Here is a 23899-nt window from a genome sequence, read left to right as displayed (position 1 = left end):
GCGGCGTGGTGGATCTCGTGGGCCGGCTGCAGGTCGGGTTCCACTGGCGGGGCGGGCCGGGCGTGGCGTACGCGGACGTGACCGAGTGGTGGCGGGACCCGGTGGTGCTGCGGGACCTGCCCGCCGCGCTCGCGGCTCTGGTCCCGGGCGCGCCGACGCTGGTCGTCGGGCCCGTGTCGCGCGGCAGTCTCGTCGGGGCGCTCGTGGCGGCGCATCTCGGGGTCGGGTTCGTCGAGGTGCGCAAGAACGACCGGGTCGCGCTCGGGTCGGATCCGGCGTACATCCGGCGGGCGTTGCCGTCCTCGTACCACGGCGGCGGCGGGATCATGAGCTTCCGGCGTGGACTCGTCCGGCCCGGCGACCGGGTGCTGTGCGTCGACGACTGGATCGAGAGCGGCGCCCAGGCCGGTGCGGCCCGCGAGATGGTCCTCGAGGTCGGTGCGGAGTACCTCGGCACCGCCTGCGTCGTGGACGACCTCGACGACGACGACGACCCGCTGCGCGCGACCCTGGGCGTGGGCGCGCTGCTGCGCGCCGGGGATCTGTAAACCCGATGACACGCCGGGGAGAATGAGATCATGACGCCGGACAACGTGCTGCTCGCCGGGATCGTCGGCTCGACCGCCTACGGGCTCGCCGGCCCCGGCTCCGACATCGACCGCCTCGGCGTGTTCGCGGCGCCGACCGTCGCGTTCCACGGCCTGCGGCAGCCGACCGAGTCGAGGGTCACCACGCACCCCGACGTCACGTTCCACGAGGCCCGCAAGTACTGCTCCCTGGCCCTCGGCGGCAACCCGACGGTCTCGGAGCTCATGTGGCTGCCCGAGGACCTGTACGAGACGCGCACCCCGCTCGGCGACGAACTGATCGCGATCCGCTCCGCCTTCCTGTCCGCGAAGCGCATCCGTGACGCGTACCTCGGCTACGCCACCCAGCAGTTCCGCAAGCTGGAGTCGCGCGGCGACGGCTCGTTCTCCTCCGAGACCCGCCACCGCACCGCCAAGCACGCCCGGCACCTGCTCCGCCTGTGCTGGCAGGGCCACACCGCCTACACCACCGGCGAGATCCGGATCCGCCTCGACGACCCGCAGCGCTTCCTCGACTTCGGCGAGCAGGTCGCCGCCGGCGACATCGAGCTCGCCCGCCGGATGCTCGCCGACTACGAGGCGGCGTTCGACGCCACCCCGGGCGTCCTGCCCGCCGAGCCCGACGAGCGGGTCGCCGAGGACTGGCTCCTCCGGGTCCGCGCGGCGCACCTTTCCTCGTGATCCGGAAGACCTTGTGCATCCCTGGGTGCACAAGGTCTTCCGGATCATTGGAAGTCAGCGGAAGGCGCGGCGGTACTCGGCCGGGGTGGTGTTGACGGCGGCGCGGAAGCGGCGGCGGAGGTTCACGGCGGAGGACAGGCCGACGCGTTCGGCGATCGTCTCGACCGGCAGGTCGGTCTCTTCCAGCAGCGCGCGGGTGCTGGCGATGCGCCGGTCGAGCAGCCAGCGGCCGGGGGAGATGCCGAGCTGCTCGTGGAAGTGGCGGTTGAGGGTCCGCGGTGACATCCCCGAGCGGGCGGCCAGGTCCGTGAGGGAGATCGGCCGGCCCAGGTTGGCGGCGATCCAGTCGAGCAGCGGGGCGAGCGAGTCGGGGACCGGGCCGGCGGTCGGCAGCGCCGGATACTGCCGCTGGCAGCCCTCCCGCTGCGGGGCCGCCGACAGCTGGCGGCCGATGCGCATGGCGAGGGCCGCGCCGTGCTCCCGCCGGACCTGGTTGAGGCACAGGTCGACGGTGGTGGCCGTGGCGCCGGCGGTGGCGACGTCGCCGTGGTCGACGTAGAGCACGGTCCCGTCGGCGCGGACCGCCGGGTAGTGCCGGCTCAGCTCGCCGGTGGCCTCCCAGTGCGCGGCGGCGGTGCGGCCGTCCAGCAGGCCCAGGCGCGCGGGGACGTGGATGCCGGAGCAGACCGCGACGATCCGGGCGCCGCGGGCGTGCGCGGCCAGGACCGCGGCGTCGAGGTCCGCGGACGGGGGCGGGCACCAGCCGGCGACGAGGACGGTGTCGGCGTCGGCGAGGGCCTCCAGGCCGTCCTCGACGACGACGTCGACGCCCATCGTGGTGCGGACCGGGCCGGGGCGCTCGGTGCAGAGCCGGAAGTCGTAGTGGCGCGGGATGTCGGGGCCGTGGTCGCCGAAGACGGCGGACGCGCAGGTGACCGGATACATCTCCTGGATCGGGCCGAGGACGGCGACGACGCGGTTGGGCATGGCAGGAATGTACCCAATGATGTCGCGCCGGGCGCCTGCACATCGGCCGGTACCCCACCATGATTGGCGATCATGGAGCACTTCGGATGACCGCAGTCATCGTTCTACCGCCGGCCGGCGACGTCACGCCACGGCTCTGGACCAGGGATTTCTCGTTCTACTTCGCGGCCCGGGTGGTGTCGCTGCTGGGCGACGCGATGATGCCGGTCGCCGCCGCGCTCGCCGTCGGGGCGATCTACGGCGTCTCCGGCGTTGGGTACGTTCTTGCCGTCTGGACGGCCCCGTTCGTGGGCTTCCTGGTGTTCGGCGGGGTCTTCGCCGACCGGATCGGCGCGCGGGCCATGATGATCGGCGCCGACGTGGTGCGGGCCGGCACGCAGGGTGCGGTCGCCGTCGCCTTCTTCGCCGGCACCCCGCCGCTGTGGCTGCTGCTGGTGGCCTCCGCCCTGGCCGGGGTCGCGGCGGCGATGTTCCAGCCGGGCGTCAACGGCATGGTCCCGCTGGTCGCGAAGGACCCACAGCGCGCCAACGGCACCCTCAAGATCGCCGACGCGGCGACACAGCTCGGGGGCCCGGTCCTCGCGGGGGTGCTGATGACGTTGACCGGTGCGGGCGCGGTGTACCTGTTCGACGCCGGCACCTTCCTGCTCAGCGGCCTCTGCCTGACCCTGATCAGGGTCTCGGTCACGGTTCCCGGACACGGCACCACGGTCCTGGCCGACCTGCGGCGCGGCTGGACGGAGTTCAGGTCCCGCAGCTGGATGTGGTCGGTGATCGTGGTGTGGGTGTTCTTCGGGCTGTTCGTCTTCGGCCCGTACATCCCGCTCGGCTCCCGGCTCATCGGCGAACGCCTCGGCGACGCCGCCTACGGCTGGACGATGGCCGGCCTCGGCTGCGGCACCGTCCTCGGCGGCCTGGTCGCGATCCGGTTCCGCCCCGCGCGTCCCCTGGCCGCGGGCGGGATCGTGCTGATCGGGTTCGCCGCCATCCCGCTGTCGGTGGCCCTCGAACCGCCGCTCGGCGTCCTGATCGCGGGGCACATCCTCGGCGGGTTCTCCTGGGCGTTCTGGTCGGTGATGTGGACCACCAGCGTCCAGACCCTGGTTCCGCCCGAGGTGCTGAACCGGGTCACCGCGTATGAGGTGGCCGGCTCGGTCTCCGGGGTCGCGGTCGGTCAGGCGCTCGTCGGCCCGGTGGCGACCGTGGTCGCGCCGCGGGACCTGCTGCTGCTGGCCACCGCGGTGACCGTCGGCGTGTGCGCGGCGGTGCTGCTCATCCGCCCGGTCCGCCGACTCCGCCGGGCGGCGCCGTCGCAGGCCGCGCCGTTGTGAGGACTGCGCCCCGGTCACCCGCGTTTGCCGAGCGGCGCGCTGGTCACGCGCGTGTGTTCACTGGTCACGCGCGTGTGTTCAGCTGTCAGGCGCCCAGGGCGGGGGCGGGCTGCCAGCGCCAGCGGGGGGCGCAGTCGGGGTCGTTGGCGGCGAGCACGGCGCGCAGGACCCCGTCCGGGTCGCAGCTGTAGAGCCCGGAGCTCCACACGTTGTTGACCTCGAGGACGGCGAAGTCGCCGGACTCGGTGCGGCCGACATCGATGACAGCGGTCGGCGGGACGTCCTCGTGCGGCAGGTCGGCGAGCATCAGCGCGACGAACGTGGCCGCCTCGTCGTGCCAGGACGCGCGGTGGTGGCGCAGCGTCGGGCTCCACTCCTCGCCCTCCACCACGTAGGGCGACCAGGCGACCGGTTCGCGGCCGATGGTGAAGACCCGGTACTCCGAGGCGAGGTCCAGCCAGTGATCCATGATGATCAGGGTGCTGTCGGCCGGCAGCCGGGCGGTGCGCAGCCGGTTGCGCAGGTCGTCGGCGTTGCGCACCCACGCGGCGGAGAACGCGGGGTGCTTCTCGTCGGCGAGCTTCGCCACGGCCGGGCGGGGGCCGACGAGGTCCGGCGCCTCGCCGACGCTGACCAGGCGGATGTCGCGGCCGGTGACGTCGCGGGGGAGACCGGCGAACCAGCTGGGGCTCGCGCCGTGCAGGCGGATGTCGGCGCCGGCGGCGATCAGGGTGGTCAGGTAGCCGCCGGCCGCGCGCCAGGCGACGCCGTCGGCGGAGCGCAGCCCGGTGACCTCGGCGGGGTCGCCGGGCAGCTGGGCGACGGGCAGGTCGATCCGGCGGGCGGCATGCGTCAGTGCGGCACTCGCCTCGGGCGAGCGCACGCGCATGGCCAACATCCGGAACTGCCGCACCCGTACATCCTGCCAGCGAGGCCCATCAGTGTCGCTGCCGGTGGCTGCTCAGGGCCGAGAACGGCATACCCGCAGCACGCGGCGCCATCACAGTGACACGTTGGGGGACATCGGGGCCGATCGAGCCAGACAGAGGGTACAAATCGGGCATGGTCTGTTGTATGGCAACGGACCTGCTGTCCCGACTGCGCCGGCTGGCACCCACCGCGCCGCAGGCGCGTCCCGTCGTGCCGCCCATCGTGCGGCGCGCCCGGGCCCGCCGCCGGCGACGGCTCACCGCGACCGTGACGCTGCTGGTCGTGGTGCCCCTCGTCACGGCGGTCAGCACGTACGCCAGGGACGTCGACCGGGGCGTGCACGTCCTCGGCGTCGACCTCGGCGGGCACTCCCGCGCCGACGCGGTGCGGCTGCTGCGCGACACCCTGCGCGAGCGGGTCGCCGCCCCGGTCCCGGTCCGCGTCGGTGCGGCCGGCGCCGCCATCGACCCCGCCGCCGTCGGCCTGGTCCTGGACGTCGACGCCACCGTCGACCGGGCCGTGCGGGCGACGCCCGGGCCGTTTGCGTGGCTGCACGGCGGGATCACCGTCGAACCGGTCGTGCACGCCGACGCTACCCGGCTGTACGAGGCGCTCATGGCCCACCTCGGCACCCAGGGCGACGCCCCGGTGCTGCCGGCGGTCCGGTTCGACAAGCAGCGCCCGGTCGCGGTGCACCCGGTGACCGGCCGCGGCATCGACCGGCACCGGGTCGGGGCGATCATGGAGGAGGGCTGGCTGCGCCGGCAGACCGTGGACTTCCCCGTCGTGGACCTCGTGCCCCGCAGCACCAAGGCCGACGTCGACCGCCTGCTCGCGGACCTCGCGACCCCCGCCGTCGCCGCGCCGCTGGTCCTCGTCACGCCCCGCGGCGAGGTCACCGTCCCCGTCCCCGCCATCGCGGCGGCGCTGAAACTGGAGTCCGACGCCGACGGTCTCGTCCAGCCGTCCCTGGACACCGCCGCCCTGCGCAAGGCGGTGCCGTCCTTCACCAAGATCGAGGTCGCCGCCACCGACGCGACGTTCACCGTCGAGCAGGACCGGCCGGTCGTCAAACCCCAGGTCGACGGCCAGCAGGCCGACCTCGCCGCGGCGACCCCGGCGATCCTGGCCGCGCTGCACACCTCGGCGACCCCGCGGCGGGTCGAGGTCGGCCTGACCGCCAAGCCGGCCGCCGTGTCCTCGACCCAGCTCGGTGGGCTCGGCATCCGGGAGAAACTGTCCACGTTCACCACGAAGTTCGACGCCGGCCAGTCCCGCGTGGTCAACATCCGCACGATGGCCGAGGCCCTGCGCGGCGCCGTCGTGCTGCCGGACCAGACGTTCTCCCTCAACGGCCACGTCGGCCAGCGCACCCACGCCAAGGGATACGTCGACGCCCCCGGCATCGAGGACGGAAAGATCAAGAACTCGCCCGGCGGCGGCGTGTCGCAGGTCGCCACCACCCTGTTCAACGCCGTCTTCTACGCCGGCCTGCAGGACGTGGAGCACCGCCCGCACACGTACTACTTCGACCGTTACCCGTCGGTCATCGAGGCGACCGTGGTGTATCCGTCCCTCGACCTGCGCTTCCGCAACGACTCCCCGACCGGCGTGCTCATCGACACCGCCACCACCGACACGTCGATCACCGTCACGCTGTTCGGCACGAAGCGCTGGGACGTCACCGCCGAGTACGGCCCGCGCACCAAGACCGTGCAGCCGACGACCACGTATCTGCGCGAACCGGACTGCAATCCGACCGACGGCCTGCCGGGCTTCACCCAGGAGGCCTTCCGCGTCTTCAAGCAGGACGGCAAGGAGATCCGCCGGGAGCGCTTCGCCTGGCGCTACGACCCGGAGCCCCACTTCATCTGCGGCCCCGCCCCGGCCTCGCCCACCGGCGGCTGACCGCTCAGCGAGGACCGTGCGGGTGCTCGTCCATGTACCGTTGCCGCCGCTCACGGATCTCGTCCCAGACGTCCTGCCCGAACGGGTCGCCGAGCAGCCGCCACAGCTCGCGGGCCGGCTCGAGGGGGGCCTCGGCCCACCTGCCGCTCATCCTGGTCGACGCGGAGTAGCGGTCACCGCCGATCGCCTGCGGCCCCGAGCGATCCACCGGGGGCGCGGCCTGCACCCGCTCGACGACGGACCGCACGGCCGCGCGCGTCTCGGAGTCGACCGGCGCGGTGTAGGTCCACACCGGCTTGTTGTAGTCGGGCGAGTAGTCGAGCCGGAAGTCGCCGACAGCGGCAAGCGTGATCCTGTACTCGTCGTGCAACGGCGGCGGAACTGTCGCGGCGTAGAAGTGCACCTCCGCCGTCCACTCGGGCTCGTCATTGGCGCTCATCGACCCCATGGTGCCACCTTTCCGTGATCCCGAAGACCCTGTGCACCCAGGGGTACACAGGGTCTTCCGGATCATGAGGGGGTCATGCTGTCAGGCGCGGACCCGGGCGCTCGTCGGGTCGTACAAGGGGCGCAGCGACGCTTTCAGAGGATGTTCGCGATCCGCGACCACCACCGTCAGCTTGCCGCCGTCCAGCCAGGCCTGGTCGAGCACGTCGGTGCCCGCGTCGAGGTAGGCGAGGCCGACCGCGCCGCCGAGGGTGTGCCCGTAGGAGGCCGCGCGGACGTAGCCGACGTCGCGGCCGTCGCGGCGGACGACCTCGCCGTGGAAGAGCAGCGCCGACGGGTCCGTCACGAGGATCTGCACCAGGCGCTGCGTCAGGGGACCGGCGTCGCGGCGGGCGAGGAGCGCGTCGCGGCCGATGAACGACGGCTTGTCGAACGCGACCGCGAAGCCCAGCCCGGCCGACAGCGGGTCGTCGGTGTTGTCGATGTCGTGGCCGTAGTCGCGGTACCCCTTCTCCAGCCGCAGGCTCGCCAGGGCCTTGAGGCCGGCGTGCCGCAGCCCGACGGCGGAGCCGGCGTCCACCAGGCGGTCGTAGACGTGCACGGCCTGCTCGGCCGGCACGTAGAGCTCGTAGCCGAGTTCACCGACGTAGGTGATGCGCAGGCACAGCACCCGCGCGTAGCCGATCTCCAGCTCGCGGGCGCCGCGGAAGGGCATCGTCACGTCGGTGTCGCTGACCTGCGACAGCAACGCGCGCGACAGCGGGCCCTGCACGTTGATCTGCGCCCATGCCGAGGTCACGTCCGTGACGAACGCGTGCGAGCCGGCGGTGTGCCGCTGCAGCCGGGCCAGGACGTGCCGGTGCGCGGTGTCGGAGGCGACCACCCAGAACCGGTCCTCGGCCAGTTGCGTGACGGTCAGGTCCGCCTCGATGGTGCCGCGCTCGTTGAGCCACTGCGTGTAGGTGACCAGGCCGCCGGAGACCCGGTTGGCCGACAGCCGCTCCAGCACCTCGCCCGCGTCGCGGCCCTGCACGAGGAACTTGGCCATGAACGACATGTCCATGACCGCGACCTCTTCCCGCACCGCGCGGTGCTCCGCCTCCCACTGCGGGAACCACTCGGGGCGGGACCAGGACGGCTCCGGCGTGCCGGGGAACTGGTAGACGTCCGGCATCTCCCAGCCCGACACGTCGCGCAGGTGCGGCTGGTGCGCGGCGAGCCGGTCGTGCAGCGGGGACCGGCGGGCGCCCCGCGCGGACCGCATCGCCTTGTTGGGGTAGTGGGTCTGATACACCATGCCGAGCGCCTCGACGGTGCGCTCCGAGCGGTACCGCAGATTGCGCTGGTACGGCTGCAACCTGTCGATGTGCATCCCGGTCACGTCGACGTCCGGCTCGCCGTCGGCGATCCAGTGCGCCAGGGCCCGGCCGATGCCGCCGCCGGTGAGGATGCCGATCGAGTTGAGCCCGGCGGCGACGAAGTAGCCGCGCAGCTCCGGTGCCTCGCCGAAGATCGGCGCCAGGTCGGGGGTGAAGCTCTCCGGGCCGCAGAAGAAGGTCCGCACGCCCGCGGTCGCGGTGACCGGGATGCGGTCCATCGCCGCCTCCAGGTAGGGCGCCATCCGGTCCCAGTCCGGCGGCAGCGTGCCGAACGAGAAGTCCTCCGGCACCCGGTCGACCGACCACGGCGCCGCCTGCCCCTCGAACAGGCCGATCATGAGGCCGCCGCCCTCCTCGCGGAAGTACCCGTAGGAGCCCGGGTCCTCCAGGACCGGCAGGCCCGCGTGCACCCCGTCGATCGGCTCGGTGATCAGGTAGTAGTGCTCGGCGGCCTGCAGCGGGATGCTGACGCCGGCCTCCTCGCCGAGCTGCCGCGCCCACATCCCGGCGCAGTTGACCACGGTCTCCGCCTCGATGTCGCCGAACGGGGTCCGGACGCCGGTGACGGCGCCCCTCGCGACGGTGACGCCCGTGACCGGCACCCCCTCCAGGATCCGCACGCCGCGCTGGCGGGCGCCCTTGGCGAGGGACATGGTCACGTCGACCGGGTTGGCCCGGCCGTCCTCGGCCACGTAGAACCCGGCCAGGATGTCGTCGACCCGCGCGAGGGGGAACAGCTCCCGCACCTCGCGGGGGGAGATCTCCTGGACGTCGACGCCGAGGTGCCGGTTGAACGCGGCGACCCGCCGGTACTCCTCCAGCCGGCCGGGGTCGGCGGCGACCTCGATGAACCCGCACTGGCGCAGCCCGGTGGACAGGCCGGTCTCCGCCTCGAGCGACGCGTACAGGTCGCGGGTGTACTGCCGCATCCGGGTCGAGGTCTCCGACAGCGACCCGAACGTCACCATCAGCCCGGCCGCGTGCCAGGTGGTGCCGGCGGTCAGCCGGTCCCGCTCCAGCAGCAGCACGTCGGTGACGCCCTGCTTCGCCAGGTGGTAGGCGACCGAAGTGCCGATCACCCCACCGCCGATCACCACGACGCGGGCCCGCTGCGGAATTTCCATCCTGAGAGACTATTCGGGTGACAGTCGTCGTGATCGGCGCGGGCGTGGCCGGGCTGGCCTGCGCCCGGGCGCTGCACGACGCCGGCGTGCCGGTCCGGGTCCTGGAGCGGGCCGCGGCGCCCGGCGGCCGGCTCGGCGGCGACCTCCTGGACGGCCGCCCGGTGGACCTCGGCGCCGCCTACTTCACCGTCAGCGACCCGGGGTTCGCGGCGGTGGTGTCGCGATGGCAGGAGACCGGCCTGGCGCGGCCGTGGATCGGTGATTTCGAGGTGTACGGCGAAAGCCCGCATCCGCCCGCGGCCCCTCCCGTGCGATGGGCCGCCGCCGGCGGCCTGTCATCCCTGGCCGTGGATCTCGCCGCGGGGCTTAACGTCAGCTGTGGGGTAGCTGTCAAAGACCTGACAGTTCTGACCGGGACCGTCGTCCTGGCGATGCCCGCCCCGCAGGCCGCCGCACTGCTGCCGGCGGCGGCGCCGCTCGCCGCCGCACAGGACTGGCAGCCGTCGCTGGCCGTCGCACTGCGCTACTGTCGTCGCAGCTGGAAGCCGCTGACCGGCGCTTTCGTCAACGATCACCCGCTGCTCACCACGCTGTGCGACGACGGGTCGCGGCGGGGCGACGGCGCTCCGGTCCTGGTGGCGCACACCACACCCGCCGCTGCCATCGAATCGGCCGCCACTGACGTTGAGGCGGCCGTGAGGGAACTGCTGGACCTGCCCGAAGCCGCGGTCACCGTGGCCGCCAGGCGCTGGCCGGCAGCCCGCCCCACCCAGCCCTCCGATTCCGCGTTTGCGCAGGTGGAGGGCGTGTATCTGGCCGGCGACGGGTTCGGTCGGCCAAGGGTGGAAGCGGCCTGGCTCTCCGGCCGCGCGGTTGCCGCCGCCATAGTCGGAAACCAGAATCCGAAAACTCCACGAACGGCCAGCCGGGCGAGGTAGCCTCGTGGGCGCCAACGCTGTTGATATGTCCACAGTGGACCGATTCGGTCCCGGCGGTATTCATTCATGTCGGTCGGGGAACACATCCGAGGCCGGCGGCGTTCGTTACACAACCACAGTCACCAAGAGAGGGTGAACGCCATGGCCATCAGCACCGACTACGACGCGCCACGCCACCCCGTCGGCACCGACCTCGCCGAGGACAGCCTCGAGGAGCTCACCGCCAGGCGGGCAAACGCCCAGTCGCCGTCCGTGGACGTCGACGACAGCGAGGCCGGTTTCGAACTGCCCGGAGCGGAGCTTCCCGACGAGGAGCTGACCGTGCCGGTCGTGCCGATGCGGCTGGACGAGTTCCGTTGCTCCAGCTGTTTCCTCGTGCACCACCGCAGCCAGCTCTCCCGCGAGAAGAACGGCGCTCCGGTCTGCCGCGAGTGCGACTGACCTGGTGGGGTCCCTGAGCGTTCAGGGGCGGCGGACCGGCACCCGGACCCGGGTCAGGTCCTCCGCCACCACGACCTCACCATCAAACGCCTTCGCCGCCTCCTCGGCGAAGCGCGTCGGGTCGTCGTAGCGCTGCGAGAAATGGGTGAGCACGAGGGTGCGCACCCCGCATTCGGCCGCGACCCGGGCCGCCTGACCAGCCGTCAGGTGCCCGTGTGCCGCGGCCAGACCGGCGTCGACGTCCAGGTAGGTGGACTCGATCACGAGCAGGTCGGCGCCGGCGGCCAGAGCGGATACGCCCTCGCACAGCCGGGTGTCCATGACGAACGCGAACCGCTGACCGGGGCGTGGCACGCTGACGTCCTCGACGGTCACCGCCCGACCGTCGATCGTCACGACGCCGTCCCGCTGCAGGGCGCCCACCGCCGGGCCGCTCACGCCATGCTCTCTGAGCAGCTCGGGGACCATCCGCCGGCCGTCCGCCTCGACCAGGCGGTACCCGTACGTGTCGATCCCGTGATCCAGCCGCCGGGCTTCGAGGGACCATTTCGGATTTTTCGCAATAAATCCGTCTTCGGCTACCGGATCGGGACGGATGTCCGCCGCGTCGTAGAACACCGACGCGTTGCGGAGCCGGTCGTAGAACACCTGTCCGCTCGCCGGGAAGTGCGCGGTCACAGGGTGCGCCGCGTTGTCGAGCGAGATCCGCTGGATCACCCCCGGCAGCCCGAGACAATGATCCCCGTGGAAATGTGTGACGCAGATCCGGGTGATGTCGCTCGCCGACACCCCCGCCATGGACATCTGCCGCTGCGTCCCGTCGCCGGGATCGAACAGGATCCCTTCGTCGTCCCACCTGAGGAAGTACCCGTTGTGGTTCCGGGTCCTGGTAGGCACCTGGCTGCTGGTGCCCAGCACCACGAGCTCACGCATTGGCGGGACTCTACAGTTGCGACATGGTGGCTGACCTCTCATTTGCGCTCGTCCTCGGCGGCGGTGGCGTCACCGGCGTCGCCTGGGAGACCGGGATCATCGCCGGCCTCGCCGCGGCAGGCGTCGATCTGACCCGCGCCGACCTGGTCGTCGGCACGTCCGCCGGCGCCGTCGTGGCCGCCCAGATCACCAGCGGTGTGCCCGTCGAGGAGCTGTACCAGCGCCAGCTGAAGCCCGCCACGGGCGAGATCGGCGCGCACTTCGGCGTCGGCACGATGCTCCGCTACGCGGCGGCCGGACTGCGCCCCGGCGACGACCGGCAGGCGCTGCGACGGATGGGGCACGCCGCCCGCACCGCGCACACCGTGGACGAGCAGACCCGCCGCGACGTCATCGCCGGCCGGCTCCCCGTCCACGACTGGCCGGCCGCGCCACGGGTCCTGATCACCGCCGTCGACACCGAGACCGGCGAGGAGGTCAGCTTCGACCGCGACAGCGGCGTCGACCTGGTCTCCGCCGTCACCGCCAGCTGCGCCGTGCCGATCGTTTGGCCGACCGTGACCATCGACGGCCGTCGGTACATGGACGGCGGGGTCCGCTCCGCGGCCAACGCCCACCTCGCCCGTGGCCACGACCGGGTCGTCGTCCTGGCCCCGACGACCACGTCGCTGCGCCGCTCCGGCCGGGTCGGCACCGAACTGGCCGCGCTCGGCCCGGCCGTGCGCTCGGTCGTCGTCACCCCGGACGCCGAGGCGAAGACCGCGATCGGCCGCAACGTCCTCGACCCCGCCAGGCGTGCCCCCGCCGCCGAGACCGGCCGCCGCCAGTCCGCCATCGTCCTGGAGGCCGTCACCGCCGTCCTGACCTGATCCGGGCGCGATTGCCGGGCGCCGATATGAGCTGACTGGTATATATCGACAAGAGCCGATACTCACTAGCCTCGGCGGCATGGTCAGACGCAGATTCGCCACCGTGCTGCTCACCCTTGCGGCGCTGGTCGGCGTGCAGTTGGTCGGCGCGGCACCCGCGCACGCGGCCACCCGTACCCTCTACTACGACGCGAGCCAGGCGCAGGAGTTCGTGGCGGTGGTCAACCAGGCGGCCACCGTCTGGAACGGCCGGGTCAGCAACGTCAGGCTGGTGCCCGTCACCGCCGGCCGGACACCCAACATCAGGGTCTACGCCGACAACGGCTGGCCCAGGACGTACACCACCAGCCTCGGCAACGGACGCTGGTACATGGGACGCGAAGCCGTCGTGGACGGCTACTACCCGCTGCGCATCGCGACCCACGAGTTCGGGCACATCCTCGGCCTGCCGGACCGCCGGACCGGGCTGTGCTCGGATCTCATGTCGGGCAGCAGCGCGCCCGTGTCGTGCACCAACGCCAACCCCAGCACGGCCGAGGCGGCCCAGGTCCAGCGGAACTTCGCGAGCGGCGTCGCGGCGGTCCGGCAGGACGCACCCGAGGTGCTGACCGTCGGCTGAGGGGACTTCTGCGGAAAGATCGAGCGCCTAGGATGTGGTACTGGCCGGGCTCTCGATCTTTTCCGCGGAGGCGTTGGTGCTGACGAGGTTCCTGCAGGTCTGGCTCGGCGCGTGGCCTCCACCCGGTCCGGGGATCACCGTCGTGGGGCACCCGGCCCGGGACAAGCCCCGCTGGGACGGCGCCGAGCAGCTCGCGCTCGGGGTGACCGACGCGGACGGGCGCGGGGTGCTGTCCGTGCCGCCCGCGCACCGCGCCGCCGTCGCCGACCTGATCGCGGGCCTGGACGCGGACGCCGCGGCCGAGGTCCTGGCGGAGCGGCTGCCGGCCCTGCTGCACCGGCCGGAGCAGGTCTTCTTCACCGGCGTGTTCCGGTGGTCGCAGGCCCCCGCCGCGCTGCCGGACGCCGGGGCGTGGGAGCCGTCGGACGGGCCGGGCATCCCCGACTGGCTGCGGCCGTTCCCCGGCGAGGTGCTCATCGCCCGCGACGCGGACGGCGACTATCTCGCCGGCGTCGGGCTGAAGCCGCACGACGTGTCCGGGATCGAGATCTCCGTCGGCACCCACGAGCGGGCCCGCGGGCAGGGGCTGGCGCGGCGGCTCGTCGCGCGGGCGGCCCGGCGGATCGTGGCCGGCGACGCGGTCGCCGTCTACCTGCACGACCCGGCCAACACGGCCAGCGCGCGGGTCGCCGACGCGGCCGGCTTACCCGACCTGGGCTGGCGGGTCCACGCGATGGCCGGAGCCGCCTAAGGCGTGTCTGGTAGGTGGATGCCGGGCTGCGGCGGACCCAGGCGTCGGCTGGAACCACGCCGGTCACACCTGGATACAACCCCGGTATCCAGGCGCGCCCGGCGCGGCCCCAGCCGACGCCTGGGCCTCGCCTCGCTCCGACCCCACCTACCAGACACGCCTTAGCACTTTTCTGCGGCAAAGGGGTCATTGTCGCGCCGCCGGAGTCGATGTGTGCGGTATGTTCCCCCCTTCCGGCGCGGTGCACGTCGGACGTCAGCCGATCTTCGACCGGCACGGTGACGTCCACGGCTACGAACTGCTCTTCCGAGGCGACGCCGGGGCGGTGGAGGCCGACGAGCGCGGCGCGTACGCCACCAGCCGGGTGCTCATCACCGCCTTCACCGAGATCGGCCTCGAGTCGCTGTGCGGGCGCGGCCTGTGCTTCGTCAACCTGACCCGCGAGTTCCTCGTCGGGGACCTGCCGCTGCCGTTCGACCACGAGCAGGTCGTCCTGGAGATCCTCGAGACCGTGACGATCGACGACGTGGTCGTGGCCGCGGTCGCTGACCTCGTCGCGCAGGGATACCGCATCGCGCTCGACGACTACGTGTTCGGCCTGGGCCACGAGCCGCTGCTCGACCTGGCCACCTACGTCAAGATCGACGTGCTGGAGACGGCACCCGACGAACTCGTGGCCACCGTGGAACGCTGCCGCAAGTACCCCAACCTCACCCTGATCGCCGAGCGGCTCGAGACACCGGAGCAGCTGGAGCACACCAGGGCGCTCGGTTTCGACCTGTTCCAGGGCTACGTGCTGGGCCGGCCACAGGTCGTCTCCGGGACCGCCCTGTCACCGTCCCGGCTGGCACGGGTCGAGCTGCTCAGCCTCCTCGTCGGGCCCGGCATCCCGTTGAACCGGGTCGTCGGTCTCGTCACCAGCGACCCGGCGCTGAGCCTGCGCCTGATGGCGGCCGCGAACGCCGACGCGCTCGGCCTGCCCGTCAAGGTGTCCTCGGTGCACGAGGCGGTGCTGCTCCTCGGCGTCGGCCGGCTCCGCGACTGGGCCACCCTGATGCTGGTCAGCGACCTCGACGACCCCGGCACCCAGCAGCTGTCCGGCGCCATCACGCGGGCCCGGATGTGCCAGAACATCGCCGAGCGGATGGGCGTGCCACCGGAGCCGGCGTTCACCGTCGGGCTGATCTCCGCCGTCGCCGAACTGCTCGGCCAGCGCGCCGCGGAGCTGGCCATGCGCCTGTCGCTGAGCCACGAGGTGACCGAGGCCCTCGTCGACGGGGTCGGGCCGCTGGGCGAGCTGCTGTCGCTCGTCGCCGCGTACGAGGCGTCCGACCTGCCGATGCTCCTCGCCGCGCCGCTGCCGGTGGAGGAGACCACGCGGGCGTACCTGGACGCGGTCGCCTACACCGGGCACATCATCGCCCCCAGGTCCCGCCCGGCCACGCCGTGATGCAACTCGGTGGCAACCGATCCTTCACCGGCGGCCCTGTCTGCCGATAGGCCGACGTGGACAGCACGCGACCCGTACACATCGGCCGGCAGGCGCTCTACGACAAGCGCGGCCACGTCGCCGCGTACGAGCTGCTGTTCCGGGACGGCCCGGAGGCGACCCACGCCACCGTGCGGGACGGCGCCGCGACCAGCCGCGTCATCGTGGAGGCGTTCACCGCGTTCGGCATCCCCGAGCTCGTCGGCGACCGGCGCTGCTTCATCAACCTCACCCGCGAGTTCATCGTCGGCGAGCTGCCGCTGCCGTTCCCGCCGGGTGCCGTCGGCCTGGAGCTGATGGCCGGCGTCGCCGTCGACGACGAGGTCCTCGACGGCGTCGGCCGCCTCGCCGAACAGGGTCACCGCATCGCCGTGGACGACTTCGCCGGCGACGAGTCCCGGGCCCGGCTGCTGCCGTCCGCCCACTACGTCAAGGTGAACATGCTCGCCGGCGACCGCCAGGCGATCAGCGCGATCGCCGCCCAGTGCCGCCGGCACCCCCGGATCCGGCTCGTCGCCCAGCGGGTGGAAACCCACGAGCTGCTCGAACTGGCCCGCCAGCTGCAGTTCCAGCTCTTCCAGGGCCACGTGCTGAGCCGCCCGCACCTGATCACCACGCACACCCTGAGCCCGACCCGGCTGGCCCGCATGCGGCTGCTCGCCGAACTCGCCGCCGACGAGGTGAACCTCGAACGGGCCGTCGACACCATCGAACGCGACCCCGCCCTCGCGGTCCGCGTCCTGCGCGGCGTCAACGCCGCCTCCAACGGCCTGCCCCAGCCGGTCTCGTCGATCTTCCAGGCGGTGGTCATGTTGGGCATCCCGCAGGTGCGCCAGTGGGCGACGCTGATGATGGTCGCCGACTTCGCCGACGGCGACGAGGCGCAGCTCACCGACGCGGTCGTGCGGGCCCGGATGTGCCAGACGGTCGCCGAGCGCCGCGGCTCCCCGGGCTCCGCGGCGTTCACGGTCGGCCTGCTGTCGGCGCTCGGCGACCTGCTGGGCCGGCCCGCCAGCGAGCTCACCGACCAGTTGCCACTGACCGCCGAGGTCACCGAGGCCGTCGTGCACGGCCGGGGGCAGCTCGGCGCGGTCCTGACGGAGGTCCGCACGTATCAGCGCGACGCGCCCGTCGCCGTCGTCCCGGACCTCGCCGAGGACATGCTCTCCGCACTGCGCTGGACGAACGCCTCACTCTCCGAACCCGACGCCGAGGACACCGCCGCCCGCCGAGGCTGACCCCGGGGGCGCCGGCGCGGGGCCGCGGCGCCCGATGTGCGGGCCGTCGCCGGCAGTGCGAAGATCATCGGCGATGAGGCGGCTGCATGTGTTGGACTGGGTCGGCATCGGGTTGTTCGTCGCCGGCGGGGTTGCAGTCGCGGCCGGGCTGTTGCCGGTGGCCGAGGCCGAGCACACCGTCGAGCGGATCGCGCCGCTGCTGGCGTTCCTCGGCGCGGTGATCGTGCTGGCGGAGCTGACCGCACAGGCCGAGGTGTTCGACGTGCTCGCCGACCGCCTCGCGACCCTCGCCCGGGGGCGCACCGTCGCACTGTTCGGCGTCTGCGTCGCCTTCGCGGCCGTGACCACGATGATCCTCAACCTCGACACGACCGCGGTGCTGCTCACGCCGGTCATGCTGGCGCTGGCCCGGCGCCTCGGGTTGCCGCCGCTGCCCCTCGCCGTGACGACCGTGTGGCTGGCCAACACGGCGAGCCTGCTGCTGCCGGTGTCCAACCTGACGAACCTGCTCGCGGCCGGGCATGTGGGGCTGGGGCCGGTCGCGTTCGCGGGACGGATGTGGCTGCCGCAACTCGCCGCGATCAGCGTCACCGCGGTCGCGTTGTGGGTGGCGTACTGGCGGCACACGGCCCGGCAGTTCACCCCGCCGCCGCCGCACCGCCCGGCGGATCCCGTCCTGTTCCGGGTCGCCCTGGCGGCGTGCCTGGTGTTCGTCGCCGGGGTGCTGCTCGAGGTGCCGCTGTGGATGGCGTCGGGGGTGGCCGCGGTCGCGCTCGTCGTGGCGTTCGCGGTGCGGGACCGCGGGGCGCTGCGACCCGCGCTGCTGCCGTGGCGGCTGCTGGTGTTCGTGACCGGGATGTTCCTGGTCGTCGAGACCCTCGGCGCGCACGGCCTCGACCGGTTCGCGGGCACGCTCATCGGCACCGGCGGCGGACCGGTCGGGGCGTTCCGGGCCGCGGCGACCGGCATGGGCCTGGCGAACCTCGTCAACAACCTGCCGGCGTACATCGCCGGCGAGGGCGGCATCGGGGCTGGGCACCGCACCCAGCTGCTCGCGCTGCTCGTCGGGGTCAACGTCGGGCCCCTGGCAGCGCCGTGGGCGTCCCTGGCGACGCTGCTGTGGTGGGAGCGGTGCCGGGCCGGCGACGTCCGGGTGCCCGCGGTGCGGTTCCTGCTGTGGGGCACCGCGGTCGCCGTCGCCGGGACGGCCCTCGCCACCACCGCCCTTCTGGTGTGATCATAAGGTTACGCTAAGTGACATGATGCTGCGGGGGTACCTGGTGACGGCCGGGACCTGTCTTGCACTGTCCTTCGTGGTGCCCGACGGCAGCTGGTGGCAGGTCGCGGTGCAGGTGCTGACCGGATACCTGGCCGTGGCGGCGATCGTCGTGGGGGCGCTGCGGCACCACGGCACCGGCCGGGCCGCCTGGCTGGCGTTCGCGGCGGGCATCGGCGGCAACGCGACCGGCATCCTCGTCGAGGCGTACCACCTGCACGTCAACGCCGAGTACGCGGCGCCCGGCTGGGCCGACGCCGGCTACCTCTCGCTGTATCCGGCCCTCGCCACCGGCCTGATCCTGCTCATCCGCCGCCGCTCGCGCGGTCACGACTGGGGCGCGCTCGTCGACGCGACCACCGTCACGACCGGCCTCGGCCTGCTCGCCTGGGTGTTCATGATCCGTCCGGCGATCACCGAGGCCGGTCTGTCGCCCCTCGCCCACCTCGCCGGCGTCGCGTATCCCGTGGGCGACGTGCTCCTGCTGGCGATGCTGACCCGGCTCCTGCTCGGCGGCGGCACCCGCAGCACCGCGTATCGCCTGATCGGCGCCTCCGCCTGCCTGTTCCTGGCCGGCGACGTCACCTGGGCCGTGCTGAACACCGTCGCCGTGGAACCCGGCCCGGCCGCGCACCGCGTCCTCGGGGCGGTGTTCCTCCTCGCGTACGTGCTGGTCGGCCACGCCGGCCTGCACCGCTCGGCGGCCGAAATCGGCGAGTCCGCCGGCGCGCCGCCGAAGCTCGGACCCGGCCTGCTCGTCCTGCTGACCCTCGCCTCGCTGATGGCGCCGCTGCTGCTGCTCGGCCAGATCGCCGCCGGCGAGGTCACCGACGCGCTGCCGATCGCGATCTGCTCGATCGTGCTGTTCCTGCTCGTCGTGGTCCGGATGGCGCAACTGCTGCGGCAGCTGGAGGCACAGACGGCGCGGGTACGGGAGCTGTCCCGCACCGACGAGCTCACCGGGCTGCCCAACCGGCGGGCCTGGAGCGCCGAGCTGCCCGCCGCCGTCGAACGGGCCCGGCGCGACGGCGCCGGACTGGCCGTCGCGATGCTCGATCTCGACCACTTCAAGCGCTTCAACGACGAATACGGCCATCCGGCCGGTGACCGGCTGCTGAAGGCCGCCGCCGCGGCCTGGTCGGAGCAGCTGCGGGGCACCGACCACCTGGCCCGGTACGGCGGCGAGGAGTTCATCGCCCTGCTGCCCGGCGCCGACCCCGGGGAGTCGCTGCGGGTGCTGCGGCGGCTCATGGCGGCGACCCCGCTCGGGCAGACGTTCTCCGCCGGCCTCGCCCAGTGGAACGGCGTGGAGACCTCCGACGAGCTGGTCGCCCGCGCCGACGCCGCCCTGTACACGGCGAAACGCGCCGGCCGGGACCGGGTCGAGGTCGCTCAGCCGGCGACGGACCCCCGGCTCACCCCGAGGTAGACGGTCCGGCCGCGGTGGTCGATGCGCTGGATCGCGTCGACCGGGAGCGTCACCTCCACCTCGTTGCGGGACAGCACGACGAGCCGGCCCCGGTCATACGTGCCGCGATGGATCGTGCCCACCGGACCGTCGACGGCCTCGACCGCGTAGCCGACCAGCACCCCGACCGGCCGCACTCTGGTGATCATTTCCGCCTCCTCCTCGTGGACAGCAACGACCATCTACCCCGATCGGTGCGCGGCCACGCATACCGGTCACACGGCAGGTTTGCCCGGAACCCGGATCGGCTATGTTGCACGCCATGCGTGGATGGCCGTTCGGGCTGGTGCTGTGGCTGCTGCTGCTCGGTGCCGCGGAGGCCTACGGCTTCCGACAGGTCTGGCACTTCTTCGTCCAGACCGAGCACGGGCAGCTGCTGGACTACGTCGCCCTCACCGGCAACAGCATCGGCCGGGCCCGCGTCGAGACGATCGTCGACCGCGTCCTCAACGGCATCTCGATCCTGTCGCTCACCGTCGCCACGGGTGTCGTCGGCTTCATCGCGCTCATCCGCCGCCGGGTCGCCCTCGCCGTCGGCGCGGTCCTGCTCATCGCCGGCGCCAACGTCACGACCCAGGTCCTCAAGGCCCTCATCACCCGCCCGGATCTGGGGATCGACCCGGAGCGGGCGGGCGTCGGCAACAGCCTCCCCAGCGGCCACACCACCATCGCCGCCTCCGTGGCGGTCGCGTTCGTCCTGGTGCTGCCGGCGAAGGCGCGCGCCACCGGCGGTCTCATCGCCGCGGCCTTCGCCGCCCTCGCCGGGGTCGCCACGCTGTCCGCCGGCTGGCACCGCCCGAGCGACGCCGTCTCGGCGCTGCTCGTCGTCGCCGCCTGGGCCACCGCCGCCAGCCTCTTCATCGTCGTCGTCCAGCGCCGGCACGGCGGCGTCGAGTACGGGCCGCCCAGCACCTACGCCACCGTCTTCCTCACCCTGATCTCCCTGGGCCTGCTGGCCGGCGCCGCGCTCGCCCTCTACCTGACCGACCAGGCCCTGGACGTCGCCGTCGACGACCTGAGCCGCAAACGCCTCTTCGCCGCCTACGCGGGTGGCGCCCTCGGCATCGCCGGCACCGCGGGCCTGGTGGTCGCCTCGGTCCTGGCCACCGTCCACCGCGTCGTGCCCCAGGTCGTCCCGCCCCTCGTGGACGACGACGAGGACTACGACGGCGGGGCACACAGCGAGCTGGCCGGCGAACCGCCGACCGTGCCACTGGTGCCGGTGCCGGCCGCCACCTCTCTCGCCGATCCCATCGCCGAGCAGGAAACGGTCCGCCTCTCCGCGGAGGAGCTGACCACCCAACGGCTCGGCCATCCCCCGGACGACCCGACCGTCAAACTCCCCGGCTAGGGTTCGACAGAGGTGGATCGAACCGCCGCCGCCGACGGCTGGCACCGCGACGATCCGCCCCGACGCCCGCCGCGGCCTCACCCCCGACCACCTCGAGGAGATCGAAGCCTTCGTCAGGCGGGGGGCAGGGTGACCGCGATCTCGTCGCCGAGGGTGGCGCCGTGCTGCAGGTCCAGGTCGTCGCCGCTCCAGAACTTGCCGGGGTCGTACCAGTTGGCCCGGCGGCCCGTGGGCAGCAGGCCCATCTCCTCATAGGTGACGGCGACGACCTCGGCGCAGTACGCGGTCTCCAGCGAGGAGTCGTTGCGCTTGCGGATGTTGGGCACCCGGCCCTGGAACCAGCGGCCGGCGAGGCGGGCGGTGGACGGGAACGGGGTGCCGTCCAGGCGGGCGATGGTGCGCAGGACCGCCTCCTCCATCGCGGGGGAGACCTCGTGGTGGAGCTGGCGCAGCCACGGGCGCTGACCGTAGCGGCGACCCCAGACGAGGACGGCGTCGCGCAGGTCGTGCAGCTGCACGCCGCGCTGGTGGCCGCCGGACCACATGTCGGGCAGGGACCTGCCCAGCTCCGCGTGCCACATCAGCGGCGGCATGTCGTCCAGGACGACGGCCATGCCGACGTGGTTGACGGGGCTGTTGGTCAGCGTCTGGATCGCCCGGTCGGCCTTGGACCGGCCCCGGAACACCCAGAGGTCGCCCGTCCGGGTCATCCGGACGGCGTCGTCGAGATCGATAGCTCCCTGCACGACCAGTACCCTAAATGCCCATGAAGGCGAAGTGGTGGAAGGTGCTCGGCCTGGCCGGTGTCGTGGGTGTCGCGGCGACCGGGGTGGTGGTCGCGCGGGCGGAGCGCCGTCGGCGGGCCTACACGCCGGAGGAGATCCGGGCCAAACTGCGGGAGCGGCACGCGGTCGCACAGGGCGGGACGAGTCGCGGGTCACGTACCAGTGACACCTGAGGTCACTTAGGGTAGGTGGGGTGCAGGCATTGACTTCCCAGAGCGACCCCGTGCGGGTCCTGTTCCTCGAAAACATCCATCCCGTCGCGGTCGAGCGGATGCGGTCCGAGGGATACGTGGTCGAGACCCTCGGGCGTGCGCTCGACGAGGACGAGCTGATCGCCAAGCTCGACGGGGTCCACCTGCTGGGCATCCGGTCCAAGACGCAGGTGAGCGCCGCGGCCCTCGCCGCCGCGCCGCAGCTGCGGGCGATCGGCGCGTTCTGCATCGGCACCGACCAGATCGACCTGCGCGCCGCGGCGGAGTCCGGGATCGCGGTGTTCAACGCGCCGTTCTCCAACACGCGCAGTGTCGTCGAGCTCGCCGTCGCGGAGATCATCGCGCTGACCCGGCGGCTCACCGAGAAGAACTCCGGCATGCACGCCGGGGTCTGGGACAAGGACGCCACGGGCAGCCACGAGGTCCGCGGCCGCTCGATCGGCATCGTCGGCTACGGCAACATCGGCACCCAGCTGTCGGTCCTCGCCGAGAACCTCGGGCTGAAGGTGTACTTCTTCGACACCGCCGACAAGCTCGCCCTGGGCAACGCGTCGCGCTGCGACACGCTCGACGAGCTGCTGGAGAAGTCCGACATCGTCACCCTGCACGTCGACGGCCGGCCGGGCAACAGCGGCTTCTTCGGCGAGGAGCAGTTCGCCCGGATGCGGCCCAGCAGCATCTTCCTGAACCTGAGCCGCGGCTTCGTCATCGACCACGAGGCGCTGCGCAAGCACCTGGAGAACGGCCACCTGTCCGGCGCCGCCGTCGACGTGTTCCCGAAGGAGCCGAAGGCGAAGGGCGACGAGTTCACCTCCGCCCTGCGCGGCCTGCCCAACGTCATCCTCACCCCGCACATCGGCGGGTCCACCGAGGAGGCGCAGTCCGACATCGGCTCGTTCGTGGCGGAGAAGCTGCACAAGTACGTGCAGGAGGGCTCCACCACGCTCAGCGTCAACCTGCCGTCACTCAACCTGCAGCAGGCCCCCGACACGCACCGCATCGCCCTGCTGCACCACAACGTGCCGGGCGTGCTCGCCGACGTCAACAGCATCCTCGCCAGCCACAAGGTCAACGTCGAGGGCCAGATCCTGGCGACCCGCGGCGAGTTCGGCTATCTGCTGTCCGACATCGCCATCGACTACCCGGCCGAGATCCTGGCCCAGCTCGCCAACATGACCACCACGGTTCAGCTGCGCGTCCTGTCGTAGGCAAGCCTGGCGACCGCGCCGGTCTCCAGGGCCGTCCATACAGTGCCGTCGGGGGCGACGGTGATGCCGTGGGGTTCGGCGTCGGGGACCGGCAGGTCGTGCAGGGTGATGTCGCCGGTCGGGGTGATGTGGCCGATGCGGTTGCCGGCCCACTCGGTGAACCAGCAGCCACCCGCCGGGTCCGCGGTGATCGCGTGCGGGCGGCCGGCCCGGTCGGGCAGCGGGAACTCGGTGACGGTGCCGTCGGTGGTGATGCGGCCGACCTGGCCGGCGGCGATCTCCACGAACCACACGGCGCCGTCGCCACCCGTGGTGATGCCGACGGGTGCGGCGTCCGGGGTCGGCAGCGGGAAGGTCGTGATGTCGCCGGTGGGGGCGATGCGGGCGATCGCGCCGGCCTGGTTGAGCGTGCACCACAGCGCGCCGTCCGCGCCGGTGGTCAGCATCGACGGCATCGAGCCCGCGGGGAGCGGCACGACCGTCGCGGACCCGTCCGGTCCCAGCCGTCCGACCTGGTCCGGCTGCATCGAGGTGTACCAGACGTGCTCGCCCGTGGCGGCGATGCCGTAGGTGCCCTGCGCGTCCGGTGCCGGCGTCAGTGACACGGCACCCGCGTTGGTGATGCGGCCGACGACGCCGGCCCGCAGGAGGGTGAACCACAGCGCGTCGCCGGGACCGGTGGTGATCAGTGCCGGGCCGTCGCCGGGCACGTCGAAGCGGGTCACGGAGCCGTCGGGGGCGATCCGGGCGATGGCGCCGGCGTGGACGAGTGTGCACCAGATGGCGCCGTCGGGGCCGGCGGTGATGCCGTACGGCCCGTCGCCGGATCCGGCGATCGTGAACACATCCATGTGGATCCACCCTACGCGGGCGGCTTGCCCGAGTGTGCGGCATTTTGTACCGGTGGACCGCGCGGCCGGATGAAGTGAAAAACTTTCCTAATTGAA

Annotated in this window: 23 protein-coding genes and 1 pseudogene; 16 read left to right on the top strand and 8 right to left on the bottom strand. The window is 72.6% G+C overall.

Annotated features, from left to right (window positions below; genetic code table 11):
- The first annotated feature begins 5 nt into the window (after positions 1–5).
- Both ACFPIJ_RS47960 and ACFPIJ_RS47955 read left to right on the top strand, forming a co-directional pair.
- Positions 6–548, top strand: a complete 543-nt coding sequence (locus ACFPIJ_RS47960) for a phosphoribosyltransferase family protein (RefSeq protein WP_380126183.1) — start codon at positions 6–8, stop codon at positions 546–548.
- A gap of 30 nt (positions 549–578) precedes the next feature.
- A complete protein-coding gene (locus ACFPIJ_RS47955) occupies positions 579–1268 on the top strand; it encodes a nucleotidyltransferase domain-containing protein (RefSeq protein ID WP_380126182.1) in 690 nt (229 codons plus the stop codon).
- 54 nt (positions 1269–1322) lie between these two features.
- Here the strand turns inward: ACFPIJ_RS47955 and ACFPIJ_RS47950 are convergent, their stop codons facing one another.
- On the bottom strand, positions 1323–2255 hold the full coding sequence (locus ACFPIJ_RS47950) for a GlxA family transcriptional regulator (RefSeq protein ID WP_380126181.1): 933 nt from the start codon (positions 2253–2255) through the stop codon (positions 1323–1325).
- 86 nt (positions 2256–2341) lie between these two features.
- On the opposite strand from ACFPIJ_RS47950, the gene ACFPIJ_RS47945 reads away from it, so the two are divergent.
- Positions 2342–3586, top strand: a complete 1245-nt coding sequence (locus tag ACFPIJ_RS47945; RefSeq protein ID WP_380126180.1) for an MFS transporter — start codon at positions 2342–2344, stop codon at positions 3584–3586.
- Between the two features lie 85 nt (positions 3587–3671).
- Here ACFPIJ_RS47945 and ACFPIJ_RS47940 read toward each other — a convergent pair whose 3' ends face one another.
- Complete coding sequence (locus ACFPIJ_RS47940; protein ID WP_380126179.1) at positions 3672–4499, bottom strand: ATP-grasp domain-containing protein; 828 nt, start codon at positions 4497–4499, stop codon at positions 3672–3674.
- 161 nt (positions 4500–4660) lie between these two features.
- Between ACFPIJ_RS47940 and ACFPIJ_RS47935 the strand changes: the two genes are divergently transcribed.
- On the top strand, positions 4661–6424 hold the full coding sequence (locus ACFPIJ_RS47935; RefSeq protein ID WP_380126178.1) for a VanW family protein: 1764 nt from the start codon (positions 4661–4663) through the stop codon (positions 6422–6424).
- 4 nt (positions 6425–6428) lie between these two features.
- On the opposite strand, the gene ACFPIJ_RS47930 is transcribed toward ACFPIJ_RS47935, so the two are convergent.
- Both ACFPIJ_RS47930 and ACFPIJ_RS47925 read right to left on the bottom strand, forming a co-directional pair.
- Entirely contained in the window at positions 6429–6863 is a 435-nt protein-coding gene (locus ACFPIJ_RS47930) for a hypothetical protein (RefSeq protein WP_380126177.1), read from the bottom strand.
- A 90-nt stretch (positions 6864–6953) separates the two neighbouring features.
- Entirely contained in the window at positions 6954–9374 is a 2421-nt protein-coding gene (locus ACFPIJ_RS47925) for a GcvT family protein (protein ID WP_380126176.1), read from the bottom strand.
- Between the two features lie 17 nt (positions 9375–9391).
- On the opposite strand from ACFPIJ_RS47925, the gene ACFPIJ_RS47920 reads away from it, so the two are divergent.
- Positions 9392–10312, top strand: coding sequence for an NAD(P)/FAD-dependent oxidoreductase (locus tag ACFPIJ_RS47920; protein WP_380126175.1), 921 nt, complete (start codon positions 9392–9394; stop codon positions 10310–10312).
- Positions 10313–10459: 147 nt separating this feature from the next.
- Positions 10460–10753, top strand: a complete 294-nt coding sequence (locus tag ACFPIJ_RS47915) for a DUF4193 domain-containing protein (RefSeq protein WP_327011695.1) — start codon at positions 10460–10462, stop codon at positions 10751–10753.
- Between the two features lie 21 nt (positions 10754–10774).
- Here the strand turns inward: ACFPIJ_RS47915 and ACFPIJ_RS47910 are convergent, their stop codons facing one another.
- Positions 10775–11686 (bottom strand): ribonuclease Z, encoded by a 912-nt coding sequence (locus tag ACFPIJ_RS47910; protein WP_380126174.1) that lies wholly within the window; start codon positions 11684–11686, stop codon positions 10775–10777.
- 23 nt (positions 11687–11709) lie between these two features.
- Between ACFPIJ_RS47910 and ACFPIJ_RS47905 the strand changes: the two genes are divergently transcribed.
- From ACFPIJ_RS47905 to ACFPIJ_RS47875, 7 genes are all read left to right on the top strand, one after another.
- Entirely contained in the window at positions 11710–12555 is an 846-nt protein-coding gene (locus tag ACFPIJ_RS47905) for a patatin-like phospholipase family protein (protein ID WP_380126173.1), read from the top strand.
- A gap of 79 nt (positions 12556–12634) precedes the next feature.
- Positions 12635–13174 carry a snapalysin family zinc-dependent metalloprotease gene (locus ACFPIJ_RS47900; RefSeq protein WP_380126172.1) on the top strand — a complete coding sequence of 180 codons (540 nt, stop codon included), beginning with the start codon at positions 12635–12637 and terminating at the stop codon, positions 13172–13174.
- Positions 13175–13250: 76 nt separating this feature from the next.
- Positions 13251–13925: a GNAT family N-acetyltransferase gene (locus ACFPIJ_RS47895; RefSeq protein ID WP_380126171.1), complete on the top strand. Its 675-nt coding sequence runs from the start codon at positions 13251–13253 to the stop codon at positions 13923–13925.
- 220 nt (positions 13926–14145) lie between these two features.
- Positions 14146–15375, top strand: a complete 1230-nt coding sequence (locus ACFPIJ_RS47890) for an EAL and HDOD domain-containing protein (RefSeq protein ID WP_380126170.1) — start codon at positions 14146–14148, stop codon at positions 15373–15375.
- Positions 15376–15431: 56 nt separating this feature from the next.
- Positions 15432–16652, top strand: coding sequence for an EAL and HDOD domain-containing protein (locus tag ACFPIJ_RS47885; RefSeq protein ID WP_380126169.1), 1221 nt, complete (start codon positions 15432–15434; stop codon positions 16650–16652).
- A gap of 73 nt (positions 16653–16725) precedes the next feature.
- Positions 16726–17889, top strand: a complete 1164-nt coding sequence (locus tag ACFPIJ_RS47880; RefSeq protein WP_380126168.1) for an ArsB/NhaD family transporter — start codon at positions 16726–16728, stop codon at positions 17887–17889.
- A gap of 22 nt (positions 17890–17911) precedes the next feature.
- Positions 17912–19357: a diguanylate cyclase gene (locus ACFPIJ_RS47875; RefSeq protein WP_380126167.1), complete on the top strand. Its 1446-nt coding sequence runs from the start codon at positions 17912–17914 to the stop codon at positions 19355–19357.
- Here ACFPIJ_RS47875 and ACFPIJ_RS47870 read toward each other — a convergent pair.
- Positions 19321–19545: a hypothetical protein gene (locus tag ACFPIJ_RS47870; RefSeq protein WP_380126166.1), complete on the bottom strand. Its 225-nt coding sequence runs from the start codon at positions 19543–19545 to the stop codon at positions 19321–19323. The two genes, ACFPIJ_RS47875 and ACFPIJ_RS47870, sit on opposite strands and share 37 nt — an antisense overlap.
- 101 nt (positions 19546–19646) lie before the next feature.
- On the opposite strand from ACFPIJ_RS47870, the pseudogene ACFPIJ_RS47865 reads away from it, so the two are divergent.
- Positions 19647–20525 (top strand): annotated as a pseudogene (locus tag ACFPIJ_RS47865) (phosphatase PAP2 family protein); the annotation flags it as partial.
- Positions 20526–20860: 335 nt separating this feature from the next.
- On the opposite strand, the gene ACFPIJ_RS47860 reads toward ACFPIJ_RS47865, so the two are convergent.
- A complete protein-coding gene (locus ACFPIJ_RS47860; RefSeq protein ID WP_380126204.1) occupies positions 20861–21457 on the bottom strand; it encodes a hypothetical protein in 597 nt (198 codons plus the stop codon).
- 56 nt (positions 21458–21513) lie between these two features.
- On the opposite strand from ACFPIJ_RS47860, the gene ACFPIJ_RS47855 reads away from it, so the two are divergent.
- Entirely contained in the window at positions 21514–21705 is a 192-nt protein-coding gene (locus ACFPIJ_RS47855) for a hypothetical protein (RefSeq protein ID WP_203851842.1), read from the top strand.
- 20 nt (positions 21706–21725) lie between these two features.
- Positions 21726–22952, top strand: coding sequence for a phosphoglycerate dehydrogenase (gene serA / locus ACFPIJ_RS47850; RefSeq protein ID WP_380126165.1), 1227 nt, complete (start codon positions 21726–21728; stop codon positions 22950–22952).
- On the opposite strand, the gene ACFPIJ_RS47845 is transcribed toward serA, so the two are convergent.
- Positions 22931–23803: a Vgb family protein gene (locus ACFPIJ_RS47845; RefSeq protein WP_380126164.1), complete on the bottom strand. Its 873-nt coding sequence runs from the start codon at positions 23801–23803 to the stop codon at positions 22931–22933. The two genes, serA and ACFPIJ_RS47845, sit on opposite strands and share 22 nt — an antisense overlap.
- Positions 23804–23899 lie beyond the last annotated feature (96 nt).

Source organism: Dactylosporangium cerinum, assembly GCF_042653625.1.
GTDB classification, from domain to species: domain Bacteria; phylum Actinomycetota; class Actinomycetes; order Mycobacteriales; family Micromonosporaceae; genus Dactylosporangium; species Dactylosporangium cerinum.
This window is presented reverse-complemented; position numbering and strand designations above follow the sequence as displayed.

Excerpts from the sequence above, each read along its gene's own strand:
- ACFPIJ_RS47955 (WP_380126182.1), top strand. The coding sequence starts at position 579 with ATGACGCCGGACAACGTGCTGCTCGCCGGGATCGTCGGCTCGACCGCC.
- ACFPIJ_RS47950 (WP_380126181.1), bottom strand. The coding sequence starts at position 2,255 with ATGCCCAACCGCGTCGTCGCCGTCCTCGGCCCGATCCAGGAGATGTAT.
- ACFPIJ_RS47945 (WP_380126180.1), top strand. The coding sequence starts at position 2,342 with ATGACCGCAGTCATCGTTCTACCGCCGGCCGGCGACGTCACGCCACGG.
- ACFPIJ_RS47935 (WP_380126178.1), top strand. The coding sequence starts at position 4,661 with ATGGCAACGGACCTGCTGTCCCGACTGCGCCGGCTGGCACCCACCGCG.
- ACFPIJ_RS47930 (WP_380126177.1), bottom strand. The coding sequence starts at position 6,863 with ATGAGCGCCAATGACGAGCCCGAGTGGACGGCGGAGGTGCACTTCTAC.
- ACFPIJ_RS47925 (WP_380126176.1), bottom strand. The coding sequence starts at position 9,374 with ATGGAAATTCCGCAGCGGGCCCGCGTCGTGGTGATCGGCGGTGGGGTG.
- ACFPIJ_RS47910 (WP_380126174.1), bottom strand. The coding sequence starts at position 11,686 with ATGCGTGAGCTCGTGGTGCTGGGCACCAGCAGCCAGGTGCCTACCAGG.
- ACFPIJ_RS47905 (WP_380126173.1), top strand. The coding sequence starts at position 11,710 with ATGGTGGCTGACCTCTCATTTGCGCTCGTCCTCGGCGGCGGTGGCGTC.
- ACFPIJ_RS47900 (WP_380126172.1), top strand. The coding sequence starts at position 12,635 with ATGGTCAGACGCAGATTCGCCACCGTGCTGCTCACCCTTGCGGCGCTG.
- ACFPIJ_RS47890 (WP_380126170.1), top strand. The coding sequence starts at position 14,146 with ATGTTCCCCCCTTCCGGCGCGGTGCACGTCGGACGTCAGCCGATCTTC.
- ACFPIJ_RS47880 (WP_380126168.1), top strand. The coding sequence starts at position 16,726 with ATGAGGCGGCTGCATGTGTTGGACTGGGTCGGCATCGGGTTGTTCGTC.
- ACFPIJ_RS47875 (WP_380126167.1), top strand. The coding sequence starts at position 17,912 with ATGATGCTGCGGGGGTACCTGGTGACGGCCGGGACCTGTCTTGCACTG.
- ACFPIJ_RS47870 (WP_380126166.1), bottom strand. The coding sequence starts at position 19,545 with ATGATCACCAGAGTGCGGCCGGTCGGGGTGCTGGTCGGCTACGCGGTC.
- ACFPIJ_RS47860 (WP_380126204.1), bottom strand. The coding sequence starts at position 21,457 with ATGACCCGGACGGGCGACCTCTGGGTGTTCCGGGGCCGGTCCAAGGCC.
- ACFPIJ_RS47855 (WP_203851842.1), top strand. The coding sequence starts at position 21,514 with ATGAAGGCGAAGTGGTGGAAGGTGCTCGGCCTGGCCGGTGTCGTGGGT.
- ACFPIJ_RS47845 (WP_380126164.1), bottom strand. The coding sequence starts at position 23,803 with ATGGATGTGTTCACGATCGCCGGATCCGGCGACGGGCCGTACGGCATC.